Here is a 16178-nt window from a genome sequence, read left to right as displayed (position 1 = left end):
TCAGTTGCGCTCCATGTCAATGTCAATACCCAACGAGCGGATTTCTTTTACCAACACGTTGAAGGATTCGGGCATGCCAGCATCAATTGTGTGCTCGCCCTTGACGATGTTTTCGTAAACCTTGGTACGGCCTGCGACGTCATCGGACTTCACTGTCAGCATTTCCTGCAAGACATATGAAGCACCGTATGCTTCGAGGGCCCAAACTTCCATCTCACCAAAGCGCTGACCACCAAACTGAGCTTTACCGCCCAGTGGCTGTTGCGTTACTAACGAGTAAGGTCCGGTTGAACGTGCGTGCATCTTGTCATCGACCAAATGGTGGAGTTTCAAGACGTGCATTACGCCAACAGTTACTGGACGCTCAAACTGATCGCCAGTACGGCCGTCGCACAAAATCATTTGCTGGCGTGAAGGCGTCATCTTCAAAGAAGTAGCCACCTCTTCTGGATAGGCCAACTCGAGCATGCGTCCGATTTCAGCTTCAGTTGCACCGTCAAACACTGGGGTAGCGAATGGCAAGCCTTGGCGTAAATTCTCAGCCAAAACTGTGATCTGCTCATCAGTGAAGTTATCGATATCTTCGATGCGACCGGTTTCGTTGTAAAGCTGCTTCATGAACTTACGGAGTTCAGCTTGTTTAGCTTGTTGACGAACCATCTCATCAATACGCTTACCAATACCTTGAGCTGCCCAACCTAAGTGGGTTTCCAAGATCTGACCTACGTTCATACGGGAAGGAACACCCAATGGGTTCAAGACGATGTCAACAGGGCGTCCGTCAGCCATAAATGGCATGTCTTCTGCAGGGGCGATTTTAGAAACCACACCCTTGTTACCGTGACGACCGGCCATCTTGTCACCAGGCTGTAAGCGACGCTTAACTGCCAAGTACACCTTAACCATCTTCGTTACGCCAGGCTGCAAATCATCGCCTTGGGTAAGTTTGGTGCGCTTCTCTTCAAAAGCCTCATCAAATTGCTTACGCTTAGCCTCGATAGAAGATTTGATTGCCTCAACTTGTGTAGCAACCTCATCATCCGCTGGACGAACATCGAACCAATGGTATTTATCTAAGCTAGCAAGGTATTCCTTGTCGATCTTAGTGCCTTTAGCCAATTTCTGAGGGCCACCATTGGCAACTTTGCCAATCAACAGTTTTTCTAAACGCATGAAGGCGTCGCCTTCAACAATACGCAACTGGTCGTTTAAGTCCAAACGATAGCGTTGTAATTCTTCTTGAATAATTGACTGTGCACGTGCATCGCGCTCAATACCTTCACGGGTGAAGACTTGAACATCAATAACAGTACCAATCATTCCAGATGGAACGCGCAAAGAAGTATCTTTAACGTCAGATGCTTTTTCACCGAAGATCGCACGCAGTAACTTCTCCTCTGGAGTGAGAGTAGTCTCACCCTTTGGAGTAACTTTACCAACCAATACGTCACCAGCTTCAACTTCAGCACCGATGTAAACAATACCGCTCTCGTCCAAACGGGAGAGCTGTGACTCAGCCAAGTTGGAGATATCGCGTGTAATTTCTTCTGAACCAAGCTTGGTATCACGAGCAACAACCGACAACTCTTCAATATGAATAGAGGTGTAACGGTCGTCAGCAACAACTTTCTCAGAGATCAAGATTGAATCTTCGAAGTTGTAACCGTTCCATGGCATAAATGCCACAGTCATGTTTTGACCCAAAGCCAACTCACCTAAGTCGGTAGATGCACCGTCAGCAACTACGTCGCCACGGGCTACACGATCACCAGCCTGAACGATTGGACGTTGGTTGATGTTGGTATTTTGGTTTGAGCGGGTGTACTTGATGAGGTTATAAATATCCACACCAACTTCACCAGCCGCTGTCTCGTCATCGTTTACACGAATAACTACACGGTTTGCGTCAACATAGTCAACGATACCGCCGCGGGAAGCCAAAATAACTGTACCTGAGTCAACCGCAACAATGCGCTCTAAACCGGTACCAACCAATGGCTTATCTGGACGCAAGCAAGGAACCGCTTGACGTTGCATATTCGCACCCATCAACGCACGGTTCGCATCATCATGCTCCAAGAATGGAACCAATGAAGCAGCAGCAGAAACGATCTGGCTCGGAGCAACGTCGATGAAATCGATGCGCTCTGGGCTAACCATCATGGTCTCACCAGCTTGACGCGCTGAAACCAATTCATCGGCTAACTTACCGCTCTTGTCGATCGTTGCATTTGCCTGAGCAATCACGTATTTCGCTTCTTCAATCGCAGAGAGGTAAACAACTTCGTCGCTTACCTTGCTATTGGAAACTTTACGGTATGGAGTCTCTAAGAAACCATGCTCATTCAAACGCGCAAACAACGCGAGTGAGTTGATCAGACCAATGTTTGGTCCTTCTGGAGTTTCAATTGGGCAAACACGTCCGTAGTGAGTAGGATGCACGTCGCGCACTTCGAAACCTGCGCGCTCGCGTGTCAAACCACCAGGTCCCAATGCAGAAATACGACGCTTGTGCGTGATCTCTGACAATGGGTTTGTTTGGTCCATAAACTGGGACAACTGTGAAGAACCGAAGAACTCACGAATCGCTGAAGAGATTGGCTTGCTGTTAATCAAATCATGCGGCATGAGGTTTTCAGTTTCGGCTTGGCCGAGACGTTCTTTAACCGCACGCTCAACACGTGACAAACCTGCACGGAATTGATTCTCTGCCAACTCACCTACGCAACGTACGCGACGATTACCTAAGTGATCGATGTCATCAACTTCGCCTTTACCGTTACGCAAATCAACCAAAGACTTAATGGTGTCGAGGATATCTTCATCCGACAAAACCATTTTGCCTTCCATCTCTGAACGACCGAGACGGCTATTCACTTTCATACGGCCAACGCGTGATAAATCGTAACTATCTTCGTTGTAGAACAAGCGCTGGAACAAAGCTTCAACAGCATCTTCTGTTGGAGGCTCACCAGGACGCATCATGCGATAGATGGCGATACGAGCAGCCATTTGATCCGCAGTTTCATCAGTACGCAATGTCTGAGAAATGTACGCGCCAGAATCTAAATCATTGGTGTAGATGGTTTCCAATTGCTTGATACCTGCATCGCGCAATGTCGCCAACAGTTCTTCAGTGATTTCATCATTAGCGTAAGCCAAGATTTCACCAGAGTCTGGATCGATGATGTTGCGTGCAACTACGCGGCCAACTAAGTAGTCATCTGGAACAACGATGTTTTTAGTCTTAGCGGCTTCGAGTTCACGAATATGTTTTGCATTGATACGCTTGTCTTTTTGAATGACAACAACGCCATTCTTATCAAGCACATCAAAACTAGCCAACTGACCACGCAAACGCTCTGGAACAAATTCCATGGACGCGCCATTTGCGCTCAATGAGAAATGATCAAAGTTAAAGAAGTTTGCAAGGATCTGTTCGTTGTTTAAACCAATTGCTTTAAGCAAAATGGTGACAGGCATCTTGCGACGACGGTCAACGCGGAAATAGAGAATATCTTTTGGATCAAACTCGAAATCGAGCCATGAACCACGGTAAGGAATGATGCGTGCCGAGAACAGCAACTTACCTGAGCTATGTGTCTTGCCCTTATCGTGTTCAAAGAACACGCCTGGGGAACGGTGCAACTGAGAAACGATCACGCGCTCAGTACCGTTGATCACAAAAGAGCCGTTATCAGTCATGAGTGGAATTTCACCCATGTAGACTTCGCTCTCTTTTACCTCTTTAACCTTAGTAGGCGCTTCGCGATCATAAATAATCAAGCGAACTTTTGCACGTAAGGCTGAGTGGTATGTGTAACCACGTTGTTGACATTCTTTAACGTCGAACGGTGGCTGTGACAACTGGTATGACACGTATTCCATACGTGCGTAGCCATTGTTGGACACAATTGGGAATGCTGATGTAAAGGCAGCTTGAAGTCCCTCAGTGACACGAGACATTGCTGGCTTTTCAGCCTGTAAAAATTTAGCGTAGGATTCCAGCTGCGTTGCGATCAGGTATGGAACCTGATGATTATTTACTCGCTTAGCAAAGCTTTTACGGACTCGCTTGCGTTCGGTGAAGCTGTAGTTCATTTCATCTCCGAATTCAGCGACTGTACAAAGATTTGGCGATTGGCCACTACCAATCACTGGCGGACAACACTAAATCGAAAGATTCAGTGTCCGACCAAACTTGCATTCTGCAGTCGTATCAGAAGGCAAACCCGATTTCAATCAGAAATGAAATCGGGTTTGACCACTAATGGTCAAACCCAACAGGGCTAGCACCCCTTTTTGAGGGGCACTAACAGAGTTTGTATTACTTGAGTTCTGCTTTAGCGCCAGCTTCTTCAAGCTTCTTCTTAGCTTCTTCAGCTGTCTTCTTATCAACAGCTTCTTTGATTGGCTTCGGTGCGCCGTCAACTAAGTCTTTAGCTTCTTTCAAGCCAAGGCCAGTGATTTCGCGAACAGCCTTAATTACTGAAACTTTGTTTGCACCAGCTTCGAGCAAGTTAACAGTGAATTCTGTTTGCTCTTCAGCAGCAGCACCGCCAGCAGCGCCAGCAGGACCAGCAACAGCCATAGCTGCAGCTGAAACGCCAAACTTCTCTTCGAACGCCTTAACCAAGTCGTTCAAATCCATTACGGACATGCTACCTACTGCATCAATGATTTCTTCTTTGGTAATCGCCATTTTTAGCTCCTAATACTTAATAGTTAATCTGCGCTTATTCAGCGGCAGGGGTTTCAGGTGTTTCTGTTCCAGCTTCTGGGGCTGCAGGCTCAGCAGCTGCTTCTGGAGCGGCCGCTTCAGCAACTACTTCTGCTGGTGCTGCTGCTTCAACTACAGGTGCTGCAACTGGAGCAGGTGCTCCGGCTGATTTTTGCGCTGCTACTGCGCCCAATACGCGAGCCATGGCAGATACTGGTGCCAACATCACACCTAACAACTGAGATAACAACTCGTCGCGGCTTGGAATTGTTGCAAGAGCTTTAACTCCCGCAACATCTAACAACTTGCCGTTATATAAGCCAGCAGTAATGACTAGCTTGTCTTGAGTCTTAGCAAAGTTCTGCAATACTTTTGCCGAAGCAATTGGATCAGCAGAGATGCCATAGATCAAGGGGCCAACCATCGAATCAGCAAGAGGCTCAAACTGTGTGCCTTGTGCAGCACGGCGTGCCAATGTGTTCTTCAAAACGCGAAGATATACACCTTGGTCACGTGCGCTAGCACGTAGCTTTGTCAACTGCTCTACTGGAATACCACGGTATTCAGCGAGCACGACTGTTTGAGCTCCAGCCAATTGAGCGCCGACATCAGCAACAATCGCTTTTTTGTCTTGTACATTCAAAGGCACGGTTTAACTCCTAAAAAACCAACTGTTTCCAGTTGGGGTTACACACCAGCGTCTGATCATTTGTCACAAGAGAATCTTGTGAAATCTTTTCAGGGTCGCCATCTGCGCTGGCTATTACTTTCGTAACGATTAAGAATTAATTCTGAGTAAGCAAATAATTCACCAACGGTCTTTGATGTTCGACTCTCACTCTAAGAGCAGGAGTCGACCCAAAGTTCTTTTTGCTACAAGCTAATTACTGAGCAGCTTGTATCGATGCCTGGTCAACACGTACGCCTGCACCCATGGTGCTGCTTACGGCAACCTTCTTTAAATAAACGCCCTTAGATGCAGGTGGCTTAGCTTTGTTCAAAGCCTCAAGCAATGCGAGCAAGTTTGATTTCAATGCAGCTGGCTCGAATGAACGACGGCCAATGCTTGCGTGCACGATACCGGCTTTGTCCACACGGAATTGCACTTGACCTGCTTTTGCATTTTTAACTGCAGTAGCAACGTCAGGAGTAACAGTTCCCACTTTTGGATTCGGCATCAAACCACGTGGGCCCAATACTTGACCTAAAGTACCAACGATCTTCATTGTGTCTGGGGATGCGATCAAAATATCGAAATCGATTTTGCCGCCTTTAATTTGATCAGCAAGGTCTTCCATGCCAACGATTTCAGCACCAGCAGCTTTAGCTTGTTCAGCTTTTTCGCCTTGTGCAAATACCGCTACACGAACATGCTTACCTGTACCAGCTGGGAGCACTACTGCGCCACGCACAACTTGGTCAGATTTCTTCGCATCAATACCCAACTGCACTGCAACGTCGATAGACTCATCGAACTTAGCAGTTGCACACTCTTTTACGAGGTTCAATGCATCTTCTAATGCATAAAACTTATTGCGATCAACCTTAGATTCGATTGCTTTTAAACGCTTAGATAACTTAGTCATGATTAGAGACCTTCCACTGTGATGCCCATTGAACGGGCGCTACCAGCGATTGTTCTTACAGCAGCATCCATATCAGCAGCTGTCAAATCTGGCATTTTTGCTTTAGCAATTTCTTCTGCTTGAGCACGTGTAATTTTTCCTACCTTGTCGGTATGCGGACGTGGTGATCCTTTTTCGATCTTTGCAGCCTTCTTAATCATGATGGTTGCTGGAGGAGTCTTCATGATAAAAGTGAAGCTCTTATCAGCAAACGCTGTAATCACGACTGGAATTGGAAGGCCAGGTTCCATGCTCTGAGTTTGAGCATTAAACGCCTTACAGAATTCCATAATATTGAGGCCGCGTTGACCCAATGCTGGACCTACGGGAGGTGATGGATTTGCTTTACCTGCAGGGATCTGCAGCTTGATAAAGCCTATGATCTTCTTTGCCATTGATTGCTCCTAAAAGCGCGCCTAACCTCATTAGGAAAGACCGCTGTTGAGTAAACGCTTCACTAGTTTTTGGCTATCTAGATCCGCTCCTCGGTTATTGCTAACCACTTAAAACCACTACTTTTTGCTACAAAACCCCCTTAAATTGGGTGTTTTTACATCTTTTCTACTTGCCCGAACTCCAGCTCAACTGGGGTACCGCGGCCAAAAATTGTAACAGAAACGCGCAGTCTTGACTTCTCATAATTGACTTCTTCGATATTTCCGTTGAAATCGACAAATGGACCTTCTTTAACGCGCACAATCTCACCGACCTCGAATAGGGTCTTAGGCTTAGGCTTATCAACCCCGGCCTGCATTTGATCCATGATTTTGGATACTTCTGCCGTTGAAATCGGGCTTGGGCGATTACGAACACCGCCTACGAAACCGGTAACTTTTGGCGTATTTTTCACCAAATGCCAGCTTTCATCCGTCATTTCCATCTCAATCAGGACATATCCTGGGAAGAAACGACGCTCAGATACAGATTTAGTGCCAGACTTGATTTCTACAACCTCTTCGGATGGAACCAAGATACGGCCAAATTTTTCAGGCATTCCAGAGCGCGCAATACGCTCTTCTAAGCCTCTTTTAACGCTTTTTTCCATGCCTGAATAAGCATGAATAACGTACCAGCGCATATTGCCAGTAGCTTGTGGATTTGAGACCAATTCAGTTTCAATCATTTTTTACTCACTTCCAGCCTAGGAAGACTGAAAAAACTAGCCATTCAATTAATTTGTCTGCAATCCACAAAAAGAGGGACATGATCAGAACAAAGCCAAATACGACTAGAGTCATTTGCGTCGTCTCTTTACGAGTCGGCCAAACAACCTTTTTTACTTCATACCAAGAATCTTTTGCGTAAGCGATGAAGCGACGTCCATCTGCTGACATCGCCACAATCAAAACTGCAGCAGCAATGCCGCCTAACAAAACAGCTAAACGAATCAATAGAGATTGATCCGCCAGCGTGTAGTAAAGAACTAACGCTGCAACGACGATTAAAGCAGCGAGTCCGGAGACCCAGCTGCTCTTTTCTTCAGAGTGACCTGCTGTATGTTGAGACATATTACTTTCAGTTCAAATCGTGGCAGGGGCGGAGGGCATCGAACCCCCAACCTTTGGTTTTGGAGACCAACGCTCTGCCAATTGAGCTACACCCCTTTATTAAAACTATTAAGCCAAAATCTTTGCAACCACGCCGGCGCCAACAGTACGGCCACCTTCACGGATCGCAAAACGTAAACCTTCTTCCATCGCGATAGGAGCGATGAGTTTTACGGTAATTGTGACGTTATCGCCAGGCATTACCATTTCTTTGTCTTTTGGCAACTCGATTGAACCAGTTACGTCCGTTGTACGGAAGTAGAACTGTGGACGATAGTTGTTAAAGAATGGAGTATGACGACCACCTTCATCTTTACCCAAGATGTAAACCTCGGCTGTAAAGTGAGTATGTGGGGTGATTGAACCTGGCTTAGCCAATACTTGGCCGCGCTCAACTTCTTCACGTTTTGTACCGCGTAACAAGATACCAACGTTATCGCCTGCTTGACCTTGGTCGAGCAATTTGCGGAACATTTCAACACCAGTACAAGTTGTCTTGAGTGTTGGCTTGATACCGATAATTTCAATCTCTTCACCAACTTTAACGATACCGCGCTCGATACGGCCTGTAACAACAGTACCGCGACCGGAGATAGAGAACACGTCCTCTACTGGCATCAAGAACGCACCGTCAACAGCACGCTCTGGAGTTGGGATGTAGGAGTCAAGTGCTTCAGCCAACTTCATGATGGCTTCTTTACCCAATGGGCCTTCGTCGCCTTCAAGCGCTAACTTAGCAGAACCTTGAACGATTGGTGTGTCATCGCCTGGGAAGTCGTACTTAGATAGAAGCTCACGAACTTCCATTTCTACGAGTTCTAACAACTCAGCGTCATCAACCATGTCGCACTTGTTCAAAAATACGATGATGTATGGAACACCAACTTGGCGTGCCAAGAGGATATGCTCACGAGTTTGTGGCATTGGGCCGTCAGCTGCAGAGCAAACCAAAATAGCGCCGTCCATCTGAGCAGCACCAGTAATCATGTTCTTAACGTAGTCAGCATGTCCTGGGCAATCCACGTGTGCGTAGTGACGATTAGCAGTCTCATACTCAACGTGTGCTGTATTAATCGTAATACCGCGTGCTTTTTCTTCTGGAGCAGCATCGATCTGATCGTATGCTTTTGCTTCGCCACCGAATGCTTTTGAAAGCACAGTTGCAATAGCTGCTGTCAATGTGGTTTTACCATGGTCAACGTGACCAATTGTGCCAACGTTTACGTGCGGTTTTGTCCGCTCAAACTTTTCTTTTGCCATTTTTTTGTCTGCCTTTAGTTAACTCTTAAACCAACACACGAAATTAAAATTTTTACTACGTAAGCCATGGTGCCCATGGGCAGGATCGAACTGCCGACCTCTCCCTTACCAAGGGAGTGCTCTACCACTGAGCCACATGGGCAAATACAAATACTGTTAATACTGGAGCGGGATAAGAGAATCGAACTCTTGACCGAAGATTGGAAATCTGCTGTTTTACCATTAAACTAATCCCGCACATCTGGTGGAGGGGGTAGGATTCGAACCTACGTAGGCATAGCCAACAGATTTACAGTCTGCCTCCTTTAGCCGCTCGGACACCCCTCCGCGAACCCAATATTCTGACTCCAAATGGAGTTTCTGTCAATCTCTAAAACCTCAAAACGCTTTGCACAAGTAAAAACGCCCAGACCTAAGAGGGTCTGGGCGTCGCATTGGTGCCCGGCAGTTACCTACTTTCACACGGGTAATCCGCACTATCATCGGCGTAAAGTCGTTTCACTGTCCTGTTCGGGATGGGAAGGAGTGGTTCCAACTTGCTATGGTCACCGGGCGTAGAGGGTCGAGTTGCTGATAAATCAACAACTCTTATTTGAGTAAGCATGTAATTAAGGATGCAGATTAAATCTGGCAAACATCCAACACAATAGTGCTGGTTATAGGATCAAGCCTAACGGGCAATTAGTATCAGTTAGCTTAACGCATTACTGCGCTTCCACACCTGACCTATCAACGTTGTGGTCTTCAACGACCCTTTATGTAGGTTAAACCTACGGGAGATCTCATCTTCAGGCAAGTTTCCCGCTTAGATGCTTTCAGCGGTTATCTCTTCCGTACATAGCTACCCTGCGATGCTTCTGGCGAAACAACAGGTACACCAGCGGTACGTCCACTCCGGTCCTCTCGTACTAGGAGCAGCCCCCGTCAAATCTCCAACGCCCATGGCAGATAGGGACCAAACTGTCTCACGACGTTTTAAACCCAGCTCACGTACCTCTTTAAATGGCGAACAGCCATACCCTTGGGACCGGCTACAGCCCCAGGATGAGATGAGCCGACATCGAGGTGCCAAACACCGCCGTCGATATGAACTCTTGGGCGGTATCAGCCTGTTATCCCCAGAGTACCTTTTATCCGTTGAGCGATGGCCCTTCCATACAGAACCACCGGATCACTATGACCTGCTTTCGCACCTGCTCGACTTGTCGGTCTCGCAGTTAAGCACGCTTTTGCCATTGCACTTTAGGTACGATGTCCGACCGTACCAAGCGTACCTTCGTACTCCTCCGTTACACTTTGGGAGGAGACCGCCCCAGTCAAACTGCCTACCATGCACTGTTCCCGACCCAGATAATGGGCCAAGGTTAGAACCTCAAACAAACCAGGGTGGTATTTCAAGGTTGGCTCCAGCGGAACTAGCATCCCGCTTTCAACGCCTCCCACCTATCCTACACAGACCGGTTCAAAGTCCAATGCAAAGCTACAGTAAAGGTTCATGGGGTCTTTCCGTCTAGCCACGGGTAGATTGCATCATCACAAACATTTCAACTTCGCTGAGTCTCAGGAGGAGACAGTGTGGCCATCGTTACGCCATTCGTGCAGGTCGGAACTTACCCGACAAGGAATTTCGCTACCTTAGGACCGTTATAGTTACGGCCGCCGTTTACTGGGACTTCAATCAAGAGCTTGCACCCCATCATTTAATCTTCCAGCACCGGGCAGGCGTCACACCCTATACGTCCACTTTCGTGTTTGCAGAGTGCTGTGTTTTTATTAAACAGTCGCAGCCACCTTTTTATTGCAACCCTTTCGTCCTCCCCTTGTACAGGGTCAAACTACCAGGGCGTACCTTATCCCGAAGTTACGGTACAAATTTGCCGAGTTCCTTCTCCTGAGTTCTCTCAAGCGCCTTAGAATACTCATCTCGCCCACCTGTGTCGGTTTGCGGTACGGTCTTGTTAGACTGAAGCTTAGAGGCTTTTCTTGGAACCACTTCCAATTGCTTCGCGAATAAATTCGCTCGTCTCACGCCCTTGAATTACGCTACCGGATTTACCTAATAGCCATCTCCAACGCAAGAACCGGGACTTCCAACACCCGGACAACTTTCCGCGATCCGTCCCCCCATCGCATCTAACAATGGTCAAGGAATATTAACCTTGTTCCCATCAGCTACGCATCTCTGCCTCGCCTTAGGGGCCGACTCACCCTGTTCCGATGAACGTTGAACAGGAAACCTTGGGCTTACGGCGAGGGGGCTTTTCACCCCCTTTATCGCTACTCATGTCAGCATTCGCACTTCTGATACCTCCAGCATCCTTTACAAGACACCTTCACAGGCTTACAGAACGCTCTCCTACCATCACATTACTGTGATCCGCAGCTTCGGTTATATGCTTAGCCCCGTTACATCTTCCGCGCAGGACGACTCGATCAGTGAGCTATTACGCTTTCTTTAAAGGATGGCTGCTTCTAAGCCAACCTCCTGACTGTTTTAGCCTTCCCACTTCGTTTCCCACTTAGCATATATTAGGGACCTTAGCTGGCGGTCTGGGTTGTTTCCCTCTTGACACCGGACGTTAGCACCCGATGTCTGTCTCCCGTGCTTGCACTTGTAGGTATTCGGAGTTTGCTATGGCGCAGTAATCCGCAATGGACCCCACTACCATGACAGTGCTCTACCCCCTACAGTGATACACGAGGCACTACCTAAATAGTTTTCGGAGAGAACCAGCTATTTCCAGTTTTGTTTAGCCTTTCACCCCTATCCACAGCTCATCCCCTAACTTTTCAACGTTAGTGGGTTCGGTCCTCCAGTACGTGTTACCGCACCTTCAACCTGGCCATGGATAGATCAACTGGTTTCGGGTCTACACCCAGCAACTAGCGCCCTATTCGGACTCGCTTTCGCTACGCCTTCCCTATTCGGTTAAGCTTGCTACTGAATGTAAGTCGCTGACCCATTATACAAAAGGTACGCAGTCACCCCTTACGAGGCTCCTACTGTTTGTATGCACACAATTTCAGGATCTATTTCACTCCCCTCCCGGGGTTCTTTTCGCCTTTCCCTCACGGTACTTGTTCACTATCGGTCGATTACGAGTATTTAGCCTTGGAGGATGGTCCCCCCATATTCAGACAGGATTTCACGTGTCCCGCCCTACTTCTCTCTAGCCTAGTACCACCCAATAATTTTCACATACGGGACTATCACCCTTTATTGTCGGACTTTCCATTCCGTTCTGTTAATTACTGAGCTATCACTAGAAGGCTGTTCCCATTTCGCTCGCCACTACTCTGGGAATCTCGGTTGATGTCTTTTCCTCTTGCTACTTAGATGTTTCAGTTCACAAGGTTCGCTTCTCATACCCTATGTATTCAGGTATGGATACCACAAAAGTGGTGGGTTTCCCCATTCAGAAATCCCCGGATCAAAGCTTATTTACCAGCTCCCCGGGGCTTATCGCAGGTTATAACGTCTTTCGTCGCCTGTAATCGCCAAGGCATCCATCATGTGCACTTATTCACTTGATCCTATAACGAGCACCATTGCTAGTACCTGTTACAGGTTTACTTCTACTTCTGACATGTTTGCCGTAATCCAAACTGTAAGTACTTTGTTAAGAACTTGGTAAAACTCGTTTGTATTACTGATTGATGATTCAATCTTTACCCTTATTACATTGTCAAATGTCCTCTCAAAGAAACATTTGACACTTTGCTTACTCAAATTTTTAAAGAACAGCCATAAATGGCAAAACTAAACGATTAAGTCTTCGCTTAGTTTTGACATTTAGATGATGGTGGAGGATGACGGGATCGAACCGACGACCCCCTGCTTGCAAAGCAGGTGCTCTCCCAGCTGAGCTAATCCCCCAACGTCCCACTAAGTCTTGTTTCTGGCTGGTGGTGGGTCTGGTAGGACTTGAACCTACGACCCCTGCGTTATCAACACAGTGCTCTAACCAGCTGAGCTACAGACCCGTGGCTTTTATTGTCAACCGATAAGTGTGGGCACTAGGATTCAGCATCTTTCTCTAGAAAGGAGGTGATCCAGCCGCACCTTCCGATACGGCTACCTTGTTACGACTTTACCCCAGTCATGAACCCTGCCGTGGCAGTCGCCCTCCTTGCGGTTAGGCTAACGGCTTCTGGCAAAACCCACTCCCATGGTATGACGGGCGGTGTGTACAAGACCCGGGAACGTATTCACCGCGACATTCTGATCCGCGATTACTAGCGATTCCAGCTTCACGTAGTCGAGTTGCAGACTACGATCCGGACTACGATGCATTTTCTGAGATTAGCTCCCCCTCGCGGGTTGGCAACCCTCTGTATGCACCATTGTATGACGTGTGAAGCCCTACCCATAAGGGCCATGAGGACTTGACGTCATCCCCACCTTCCTCCGGTTTGTCACCGGCAGTCTCTTTAGAGTGCTCTTGCGTAGCAACTAAAGACAAGGGTTGCGCTCGTTGCGGGACTTAACCCAACATCTCACGACACGAGCTGACGACAGCCATGCAGCACCTGTGTTCACTTTCCCTTACGGGCACCTAATGTATCTCTACTTCGTTAGTGACATGTCAAGGGTAGGTAAGGTTTTTCGCGTTGCATCGAATTAATCCACATCATCCACCGCTTGTGCGGGTCCCCGTCAATTCCTTTGAGTTTTAATCTTGCGACCGTACTCCCCAGGCGGCTGACTTCACGCGTTAGCTACGTTACTCAGGATGTAAATCCCGAACAACTAGTCAGCATCGTTTAGGGCGTGGACTACCAGGGTATCTAATCCTGTTTGCTCCCCACGCTTTCGTGCATGAGCGTCAGTGTTATCCCAGGGGGCTGCCTTCGCCATTGGTATTCCTCCACATATCTACGCATTTCACTGCTACACGTGGAATTCTACCCCCCTCTGACACACTCTAGCTATACAGTCACAGGCGCCATTCCCAGGTTAAGCCCGGGGATTTCACGCCTGTCTTGTATAACCGCCTGCGCACGCTTTACGCCCAGTAATTCCGATTAACGCTCGCACCCTACGTATTACCGCGGCTGCTGGCACGTAGTTAGCCGGTGCTTATTCTTCAGGTACCGTCATTCCCGGACTGTGTTAGAGCCGGTGTTTCTTCCCTGACAAAAGAGCTTTACAACCCGAAGGCCTTCTTCACTCACGCGGCATTGCTGGATCAGGGTTTCCCCCATTGTCCAAAATTCCCCACTGCTGCCTCCCGTAGGAGTCTGGGCCGTGTCTCAGTCCCAGTGTGGCTGATCGTCCTCTCAGACCAGCTACTGATCGTCGCCTTGGTGGGCTTTTACCCCACCAACAAGCTAATCAGGCATCGGCCGCTCTAATCGCGCGAGGTCTTTCGATCCCCCGCTTTCCCCCTCAGGGCGTATGCGGTATTAGCACAGCTTTCGCTGCGTTATCCCCCACGATAAGGTACGTTCCGATGTATTACTCACCCGTTCGCCACTCGCCACCAGGTGCAAGCACCCGTGCTGCCGTTCGACTTGCATGTGTAAGGCATGCCGCCAGCGTTCAATCTGAGCCAGGATCAAACTCTTCAGTTCAATTCCTGTGATCCTTGCGGATCGTCGCACTCATTCAAGAAATTGACTTGGTAATAAAACCAAATCTTTTTACTGTCTATGAGTACTATTTATTTACATCTGTCCCGAAGGACTTGATGCTTTCACTTAGTACCCACAATTATCGGTTGACTAATTTTTAAAGAGGGCTGACTTGTTTCGTATTTCTTAAAAACATTCAGCAGAGAGATGAGACTTTATCCTACTCATTTGGGTCTGTCAACACCTTTCGTAGTCTTTTTCCTTAAAAAGGCGAAGTTTTTTCTTACTTTGAAATTTAATTCAATAAAAACAATGGGATAGAAATTAAAAATATTTATAAATTTTTTTCAAAAATCTACTGTTTTTTATGATTTCAACCGAGGGTTTGCGATAAGCACCCCATTTTTCACACTCATTGTTGCTTTTCTTCCTATTTATAGATAAAACTAGGGAAAACCCTGTAATTTCTGCTAATATGTTGCTATGCACAATAAATTAGCAAACAGTCACTCACCCAGCAAGCCTTATCTGGCTGGCTTGGTCGTCCCTGTGCGCGAGCTACATGCAGGTCATAGGGATGAGATTTTGCGCCATCTTTTACTCTTAAATGAGGAAGATCGTCGCCTACGCTTCGGTACTCAGACCCCTGATGAGGTTATTCATCACTATGTTGAGGGCCTAGATTTCAATAGAGACACGGTGTTCGGCAGCTTTGACTCCCAACTAAACCTCATTGGGATGGCGCATTTGGCCTATTTACCAAAAACTAAGGGCCAGCCTCAGTCTGCTGAGTTTGGAGTGTCTGTACTTCCCGATGGTCGTGGACAGGGCATAGGCACCGCTTTATTGGCACGCGCCTCAGTGCATTCACGCAATACACGTATCGAAACCTTATTTGTGCATTGTTTAGCAAACAATAGGGCCATGATGCACCTAGCTCAGAAAAGTGGCATGCGAGTTGAATATGCCTACGGTGATGCAGACGCTTACCTCAAATTACCCCCTGCAAACCCCGGCACTATGGTGGAAGAGGCTGCTAATGAGCAATGGGCAGATTTTGACTACGCGGTTAAGACAAACTTTAAGCGCTCAAACGATGTGTGGTCTTGGTTTCTTGGTAAACCAATCGCACGTCCAAGCTAATTTGCGCTAGGCGCTCCACGCAAAATCCAAGTCGTTAGTAAGGATAAATCGGCATCGCTTAACTTCGCATTTGCTGGCATGGGCACAATGCCCCAAGTCCCCGAACCACCTTTAAGAATTTTGTTTTTCAAAAAAACTGTTGCGCTGGGGTCGTTCGCATATTTTTTTGCGATAGCTTGAAAGCTAGGCCCCACAATTTTTTTATCGACAGCATGACATCCCAAGCAGGCACTTTGTTTTGCAAGTGCTGTTGCCTTCACATCTTCAGTGGCTGCATGAGCGCTCAAAGTACAAAGCGAAAAAAAACTT

9 protein-coding genes, 6 tRNA genes, 3 rRNA genes and 1 pseudogene are annotated in these 16178 nt (G+C 47.4%); 1 reads left to right on the top strand and 18 read right to left on the bottom strand.

What is annotated here, in order from left to right:
• The 17 genes and pseudogenes from rpoB to FD971_RS00185 form a co-directional block, all read right to left on the bottom strand.
• Nucleotides 1-4101 carry a DNA-directed RNA polymerase subunit beta gene (gene rpoB / locus FD971_RS00265; protein WP_215334154.1) on the bottom strand — a complete coding sequence of 1367 codons (4101 nt, stop codon included), beginning with the start codon at nucleotides 4099-4101 and terminating at the stop codon, nucleotides 1-3.
• Nucleotides 4102-4327: 226 nt separating this feature from the next.
• Nucleotides 4328-4702 carry a 50S ribosomal protein L7/L12 gene (gene rplL / locus FD971_RS00260; RefSeq protein WP_011901893.1) on the bottom strand — a complete coding sequence of 125 codons (375 nt, stop codon included), beginning with the start codon at nucleotides 4700-4702 and terminating at the stop codon, nucleotides 4328-4330.
• A 154-nt stretch (nucleotides 4703-4856) separates the two neighbouring features.
• Nucleotides 4857-5369 (bottom strand): annotated as a pseudogene (gene rplJ, locus FD971_RS00255) (50S ribosomal protein L10); the annotation flags it as partial.
• Nucleotides 5370-5604: 235 nt separating this feature from the next.
• A complete protein-coding gene (rplA, locus tag FD971_RS00250; protein WP_015420223.1) occupies nucleotides 5605-6306 on the bottom strand; it encodes a 50S ribosomal protein L1 in 702 nt (233 codons plus the stop codon).
• 2 nt (nucleotides 6307-6308) lie between these two features.
• Nucleotides 6309-6740, bottom strand: a complete 432-nt coding sequence (rplK, locus tag FD971_RS00245; protein WP_011901890.1) for a 50S ribosomal protein L11 — start codon at nucleotides 6738-6740, stop codon at nucleotides 6309-6311.
• Nucleotides 6741-6895: 155 nt separating this feature from the next.
• Nucleotides 6896-7468: a transcription termination/antitermination protein NusG gene (gene nusG / locus FD971_RS00240; protein ID WP_215334152.1), complete on the bottom strand. Its 573-nt coding sequence runs from the start codon at nucleotides 7466-7468 to the stop codon at nucleotides 6896-6898.
• A gap of 7 nt (nucleotides 7469-7475) precedes the next feature.
• Nucleotides 7476-7853 carry a preprotein translocase subunit SecE gene (secE, locus tag FD971_RS00235; protein ID WP_215334151.1) on the bottom strand — a complete coding sequence of 126 codons (378 nt, stop codon included), beginning with the start codon at nucleotides 7851-7853 and terminating at the stop codon, nucleotides 7476-7478.
• Between the two features lie 20 nt (nucleotides 7854-7873).
• A tRNA-Trp gene (locus tag FD971_RS00230) sits at nucleotides 7874-7949 on the bottom strand.
• A 12-nt stretch (nucleotides 7950-7961) separates the two neighbouring features.
• Complete coding sequence (gene tuf / locus FD971_RS00225; protein WP_215302340.1) at nucleotides 7962-9152, bottom strand: elongation factor Tu; 1191 nt, start codon at nucleotides 9150-9152, stop codon at nucleotides 7962-7964.
• A gap of 67 nt (nucleotides 9153-9219) precedes the next feature.
• Nucleotides 9220-9294: transfer RNA gene (locus FD971_RS00220), tRNA-Thr, on the bottom strand.
• Between the two features lie 21 nt (nucleotides 9295-9315).
• A tRNA-Gly gene (locus FD971_RS00215) sits at nucleotides 9316-9389 on the bottom strand.
• A gap of 5 nt (nucleotides 9390-9394) precedes the next feature.
• Nucleotides 9395-9479: transfer RNA gene (locus tag FD971_RS00210), tRNA-Tyr, on the bottom strand.
• Nucleotides 9480-9591: 112 nt separating this feature from the next.
• Nucleotides 9592-9705 (bottom strand): 5S ribosomal RNA (gene rrf / locus FD971_RS00205).
• Nucleotides 9706-9812: 107 nt separating this feature from the next.
• Nucleotides 9813-12686, bottom strand: a 23S ribosomal RNA gene (locus tag FD971_RS00200).
• A 267-nt stretch (nucleotides 12687-12953) separates the two neighbouring features.
• A tRNA-Ala gene (locus tag FD971_RS00195) sits at nucleotides 12954-13029 on the bottom strand.
• Nucleotides 13030-13059: 30 nt separating this feature from the next.
• Nucleotides 13060-13136 (bottom strand) — tRNA-Ile (locus tag FD971_RS00190).
• Between the two features lie 57 nt (nucleotides 13137-13193).
• Nucleotides 13194-14726: ribosomal RNA gene (locus FD971_RS00185) — 16S ribosomal RNA — on the bottom strand.
• The 16S, 23S and 5S rRNA genes sit together here with 5 tRNA genes alongside, the layout of an rRNA operon.
• A 483-nt stretch (nucleotides 14727-15209) precedes the next feature.
• Between FD971_RS00185 and FD971_RS00180 the strand changes: the two genes are divergently transcribed.
• Nucleotides 15210-15869 (top strand): GNAT family N-acetyltransferase, encoded by a 660-nt coding sequence (locus FD971_RS00180; RefSeq protein WP_215334150.1) that lies wholly within the window; start codon nucleotides 15210-15212, stop codon nucleotides 15867-15869.
• Here FD971_RS00180 and FD971_RS00175 read toward each other — a convergent pair.
• On the bottom strand, nucleotides 15866-16156 hold the full coding sequence (locus tag FD971_RS00175) for a c-type cytochrome (RefSeq protein WP_251368633.1): 291 nt from the start codon (nucleotides 16154-16156) through the stop codon (nucleotides 15866-15868). The two genes, FD971_RS00180 and FD971_RS00175, sit on opposite strands and share 4 nt — an antisense overlap.
• Nucleotides 16157-16178: the final 22 nt, after the last annotated feature.

This window comes from Polynucleobacter sp. AP-Ainpum-60-G11 (genome assembly GCF_018688375.1).
GTDB lineage: Bacteria > Pseudomonadota > Gammaproteobacteria > Burkholderiales > Burkholderiaceae > Polynucleobacter.
Note: the sequence above shows the minus strand (reverse complement) of the source record. Positions and strands in the feature narration are given on the sequence as shown.

What these genes read in the sequence shown, in the direction of transcription:
- rplK (WP_011901890.1), bottom strand. Translation starts at nt 6,740, where the DNA reads ATGGCAAAGAAGATCATAGGCTTTATCAAGCTGCAGATCCCTGCAGGT.
- rplL (WP_011901893.1), bottom strand. Translation starts at nt 4,702, where the DNA reads ATGGCGATTACCAAAGAAGAAATCATTGATGCAGTAGGTAGCATGTCC.
- FD971_RS00180 (WP_215334150.1), top strand. Translation starts at nt 15,210, where the DNA reads ATGCACAATAAATTAGCAAACAGTCACTCACCCAGCAAGCCTTATCTG.
- tuf (WP_215302340.1), bottom strand. Translation starts at nt 9,152, where the DNA reads ATGGCAAAAGAAAAGTTTGAGCGGACAAAACCGCACGTAAACGTTGGC.
- rplA (WP_015420223.1), bottom strand. Translation starts at nt 6,306, where the DNA reads ATGACTAAGTTATCTAAGCGTTTAAAAGCAATCGAATCTAAGGTTGAT.
- secE (WP_215334151.1), bottom strand. Translation starts at nt 7,853, where the DNA reads ATGTCTCAACATACAGCAGGTCACTCTGAAGAAAAGAGCAGCTGGGTC.
- rpoB (WP_215334154.1), bottom strand. Translation starts at nt 4,101, where the DNA reads ATGAACTACAGCTTCACCGAACGCAAGCGAGTCCGTAAAAGCTTTGCT.
- nusG (WP_215334152.1), bottom strand. Translation starts at nt 7,468, where the DNA reads ATGATTGAAACTGAATTGGTCTCAAATCCACAAGCTACTGGCAATATG.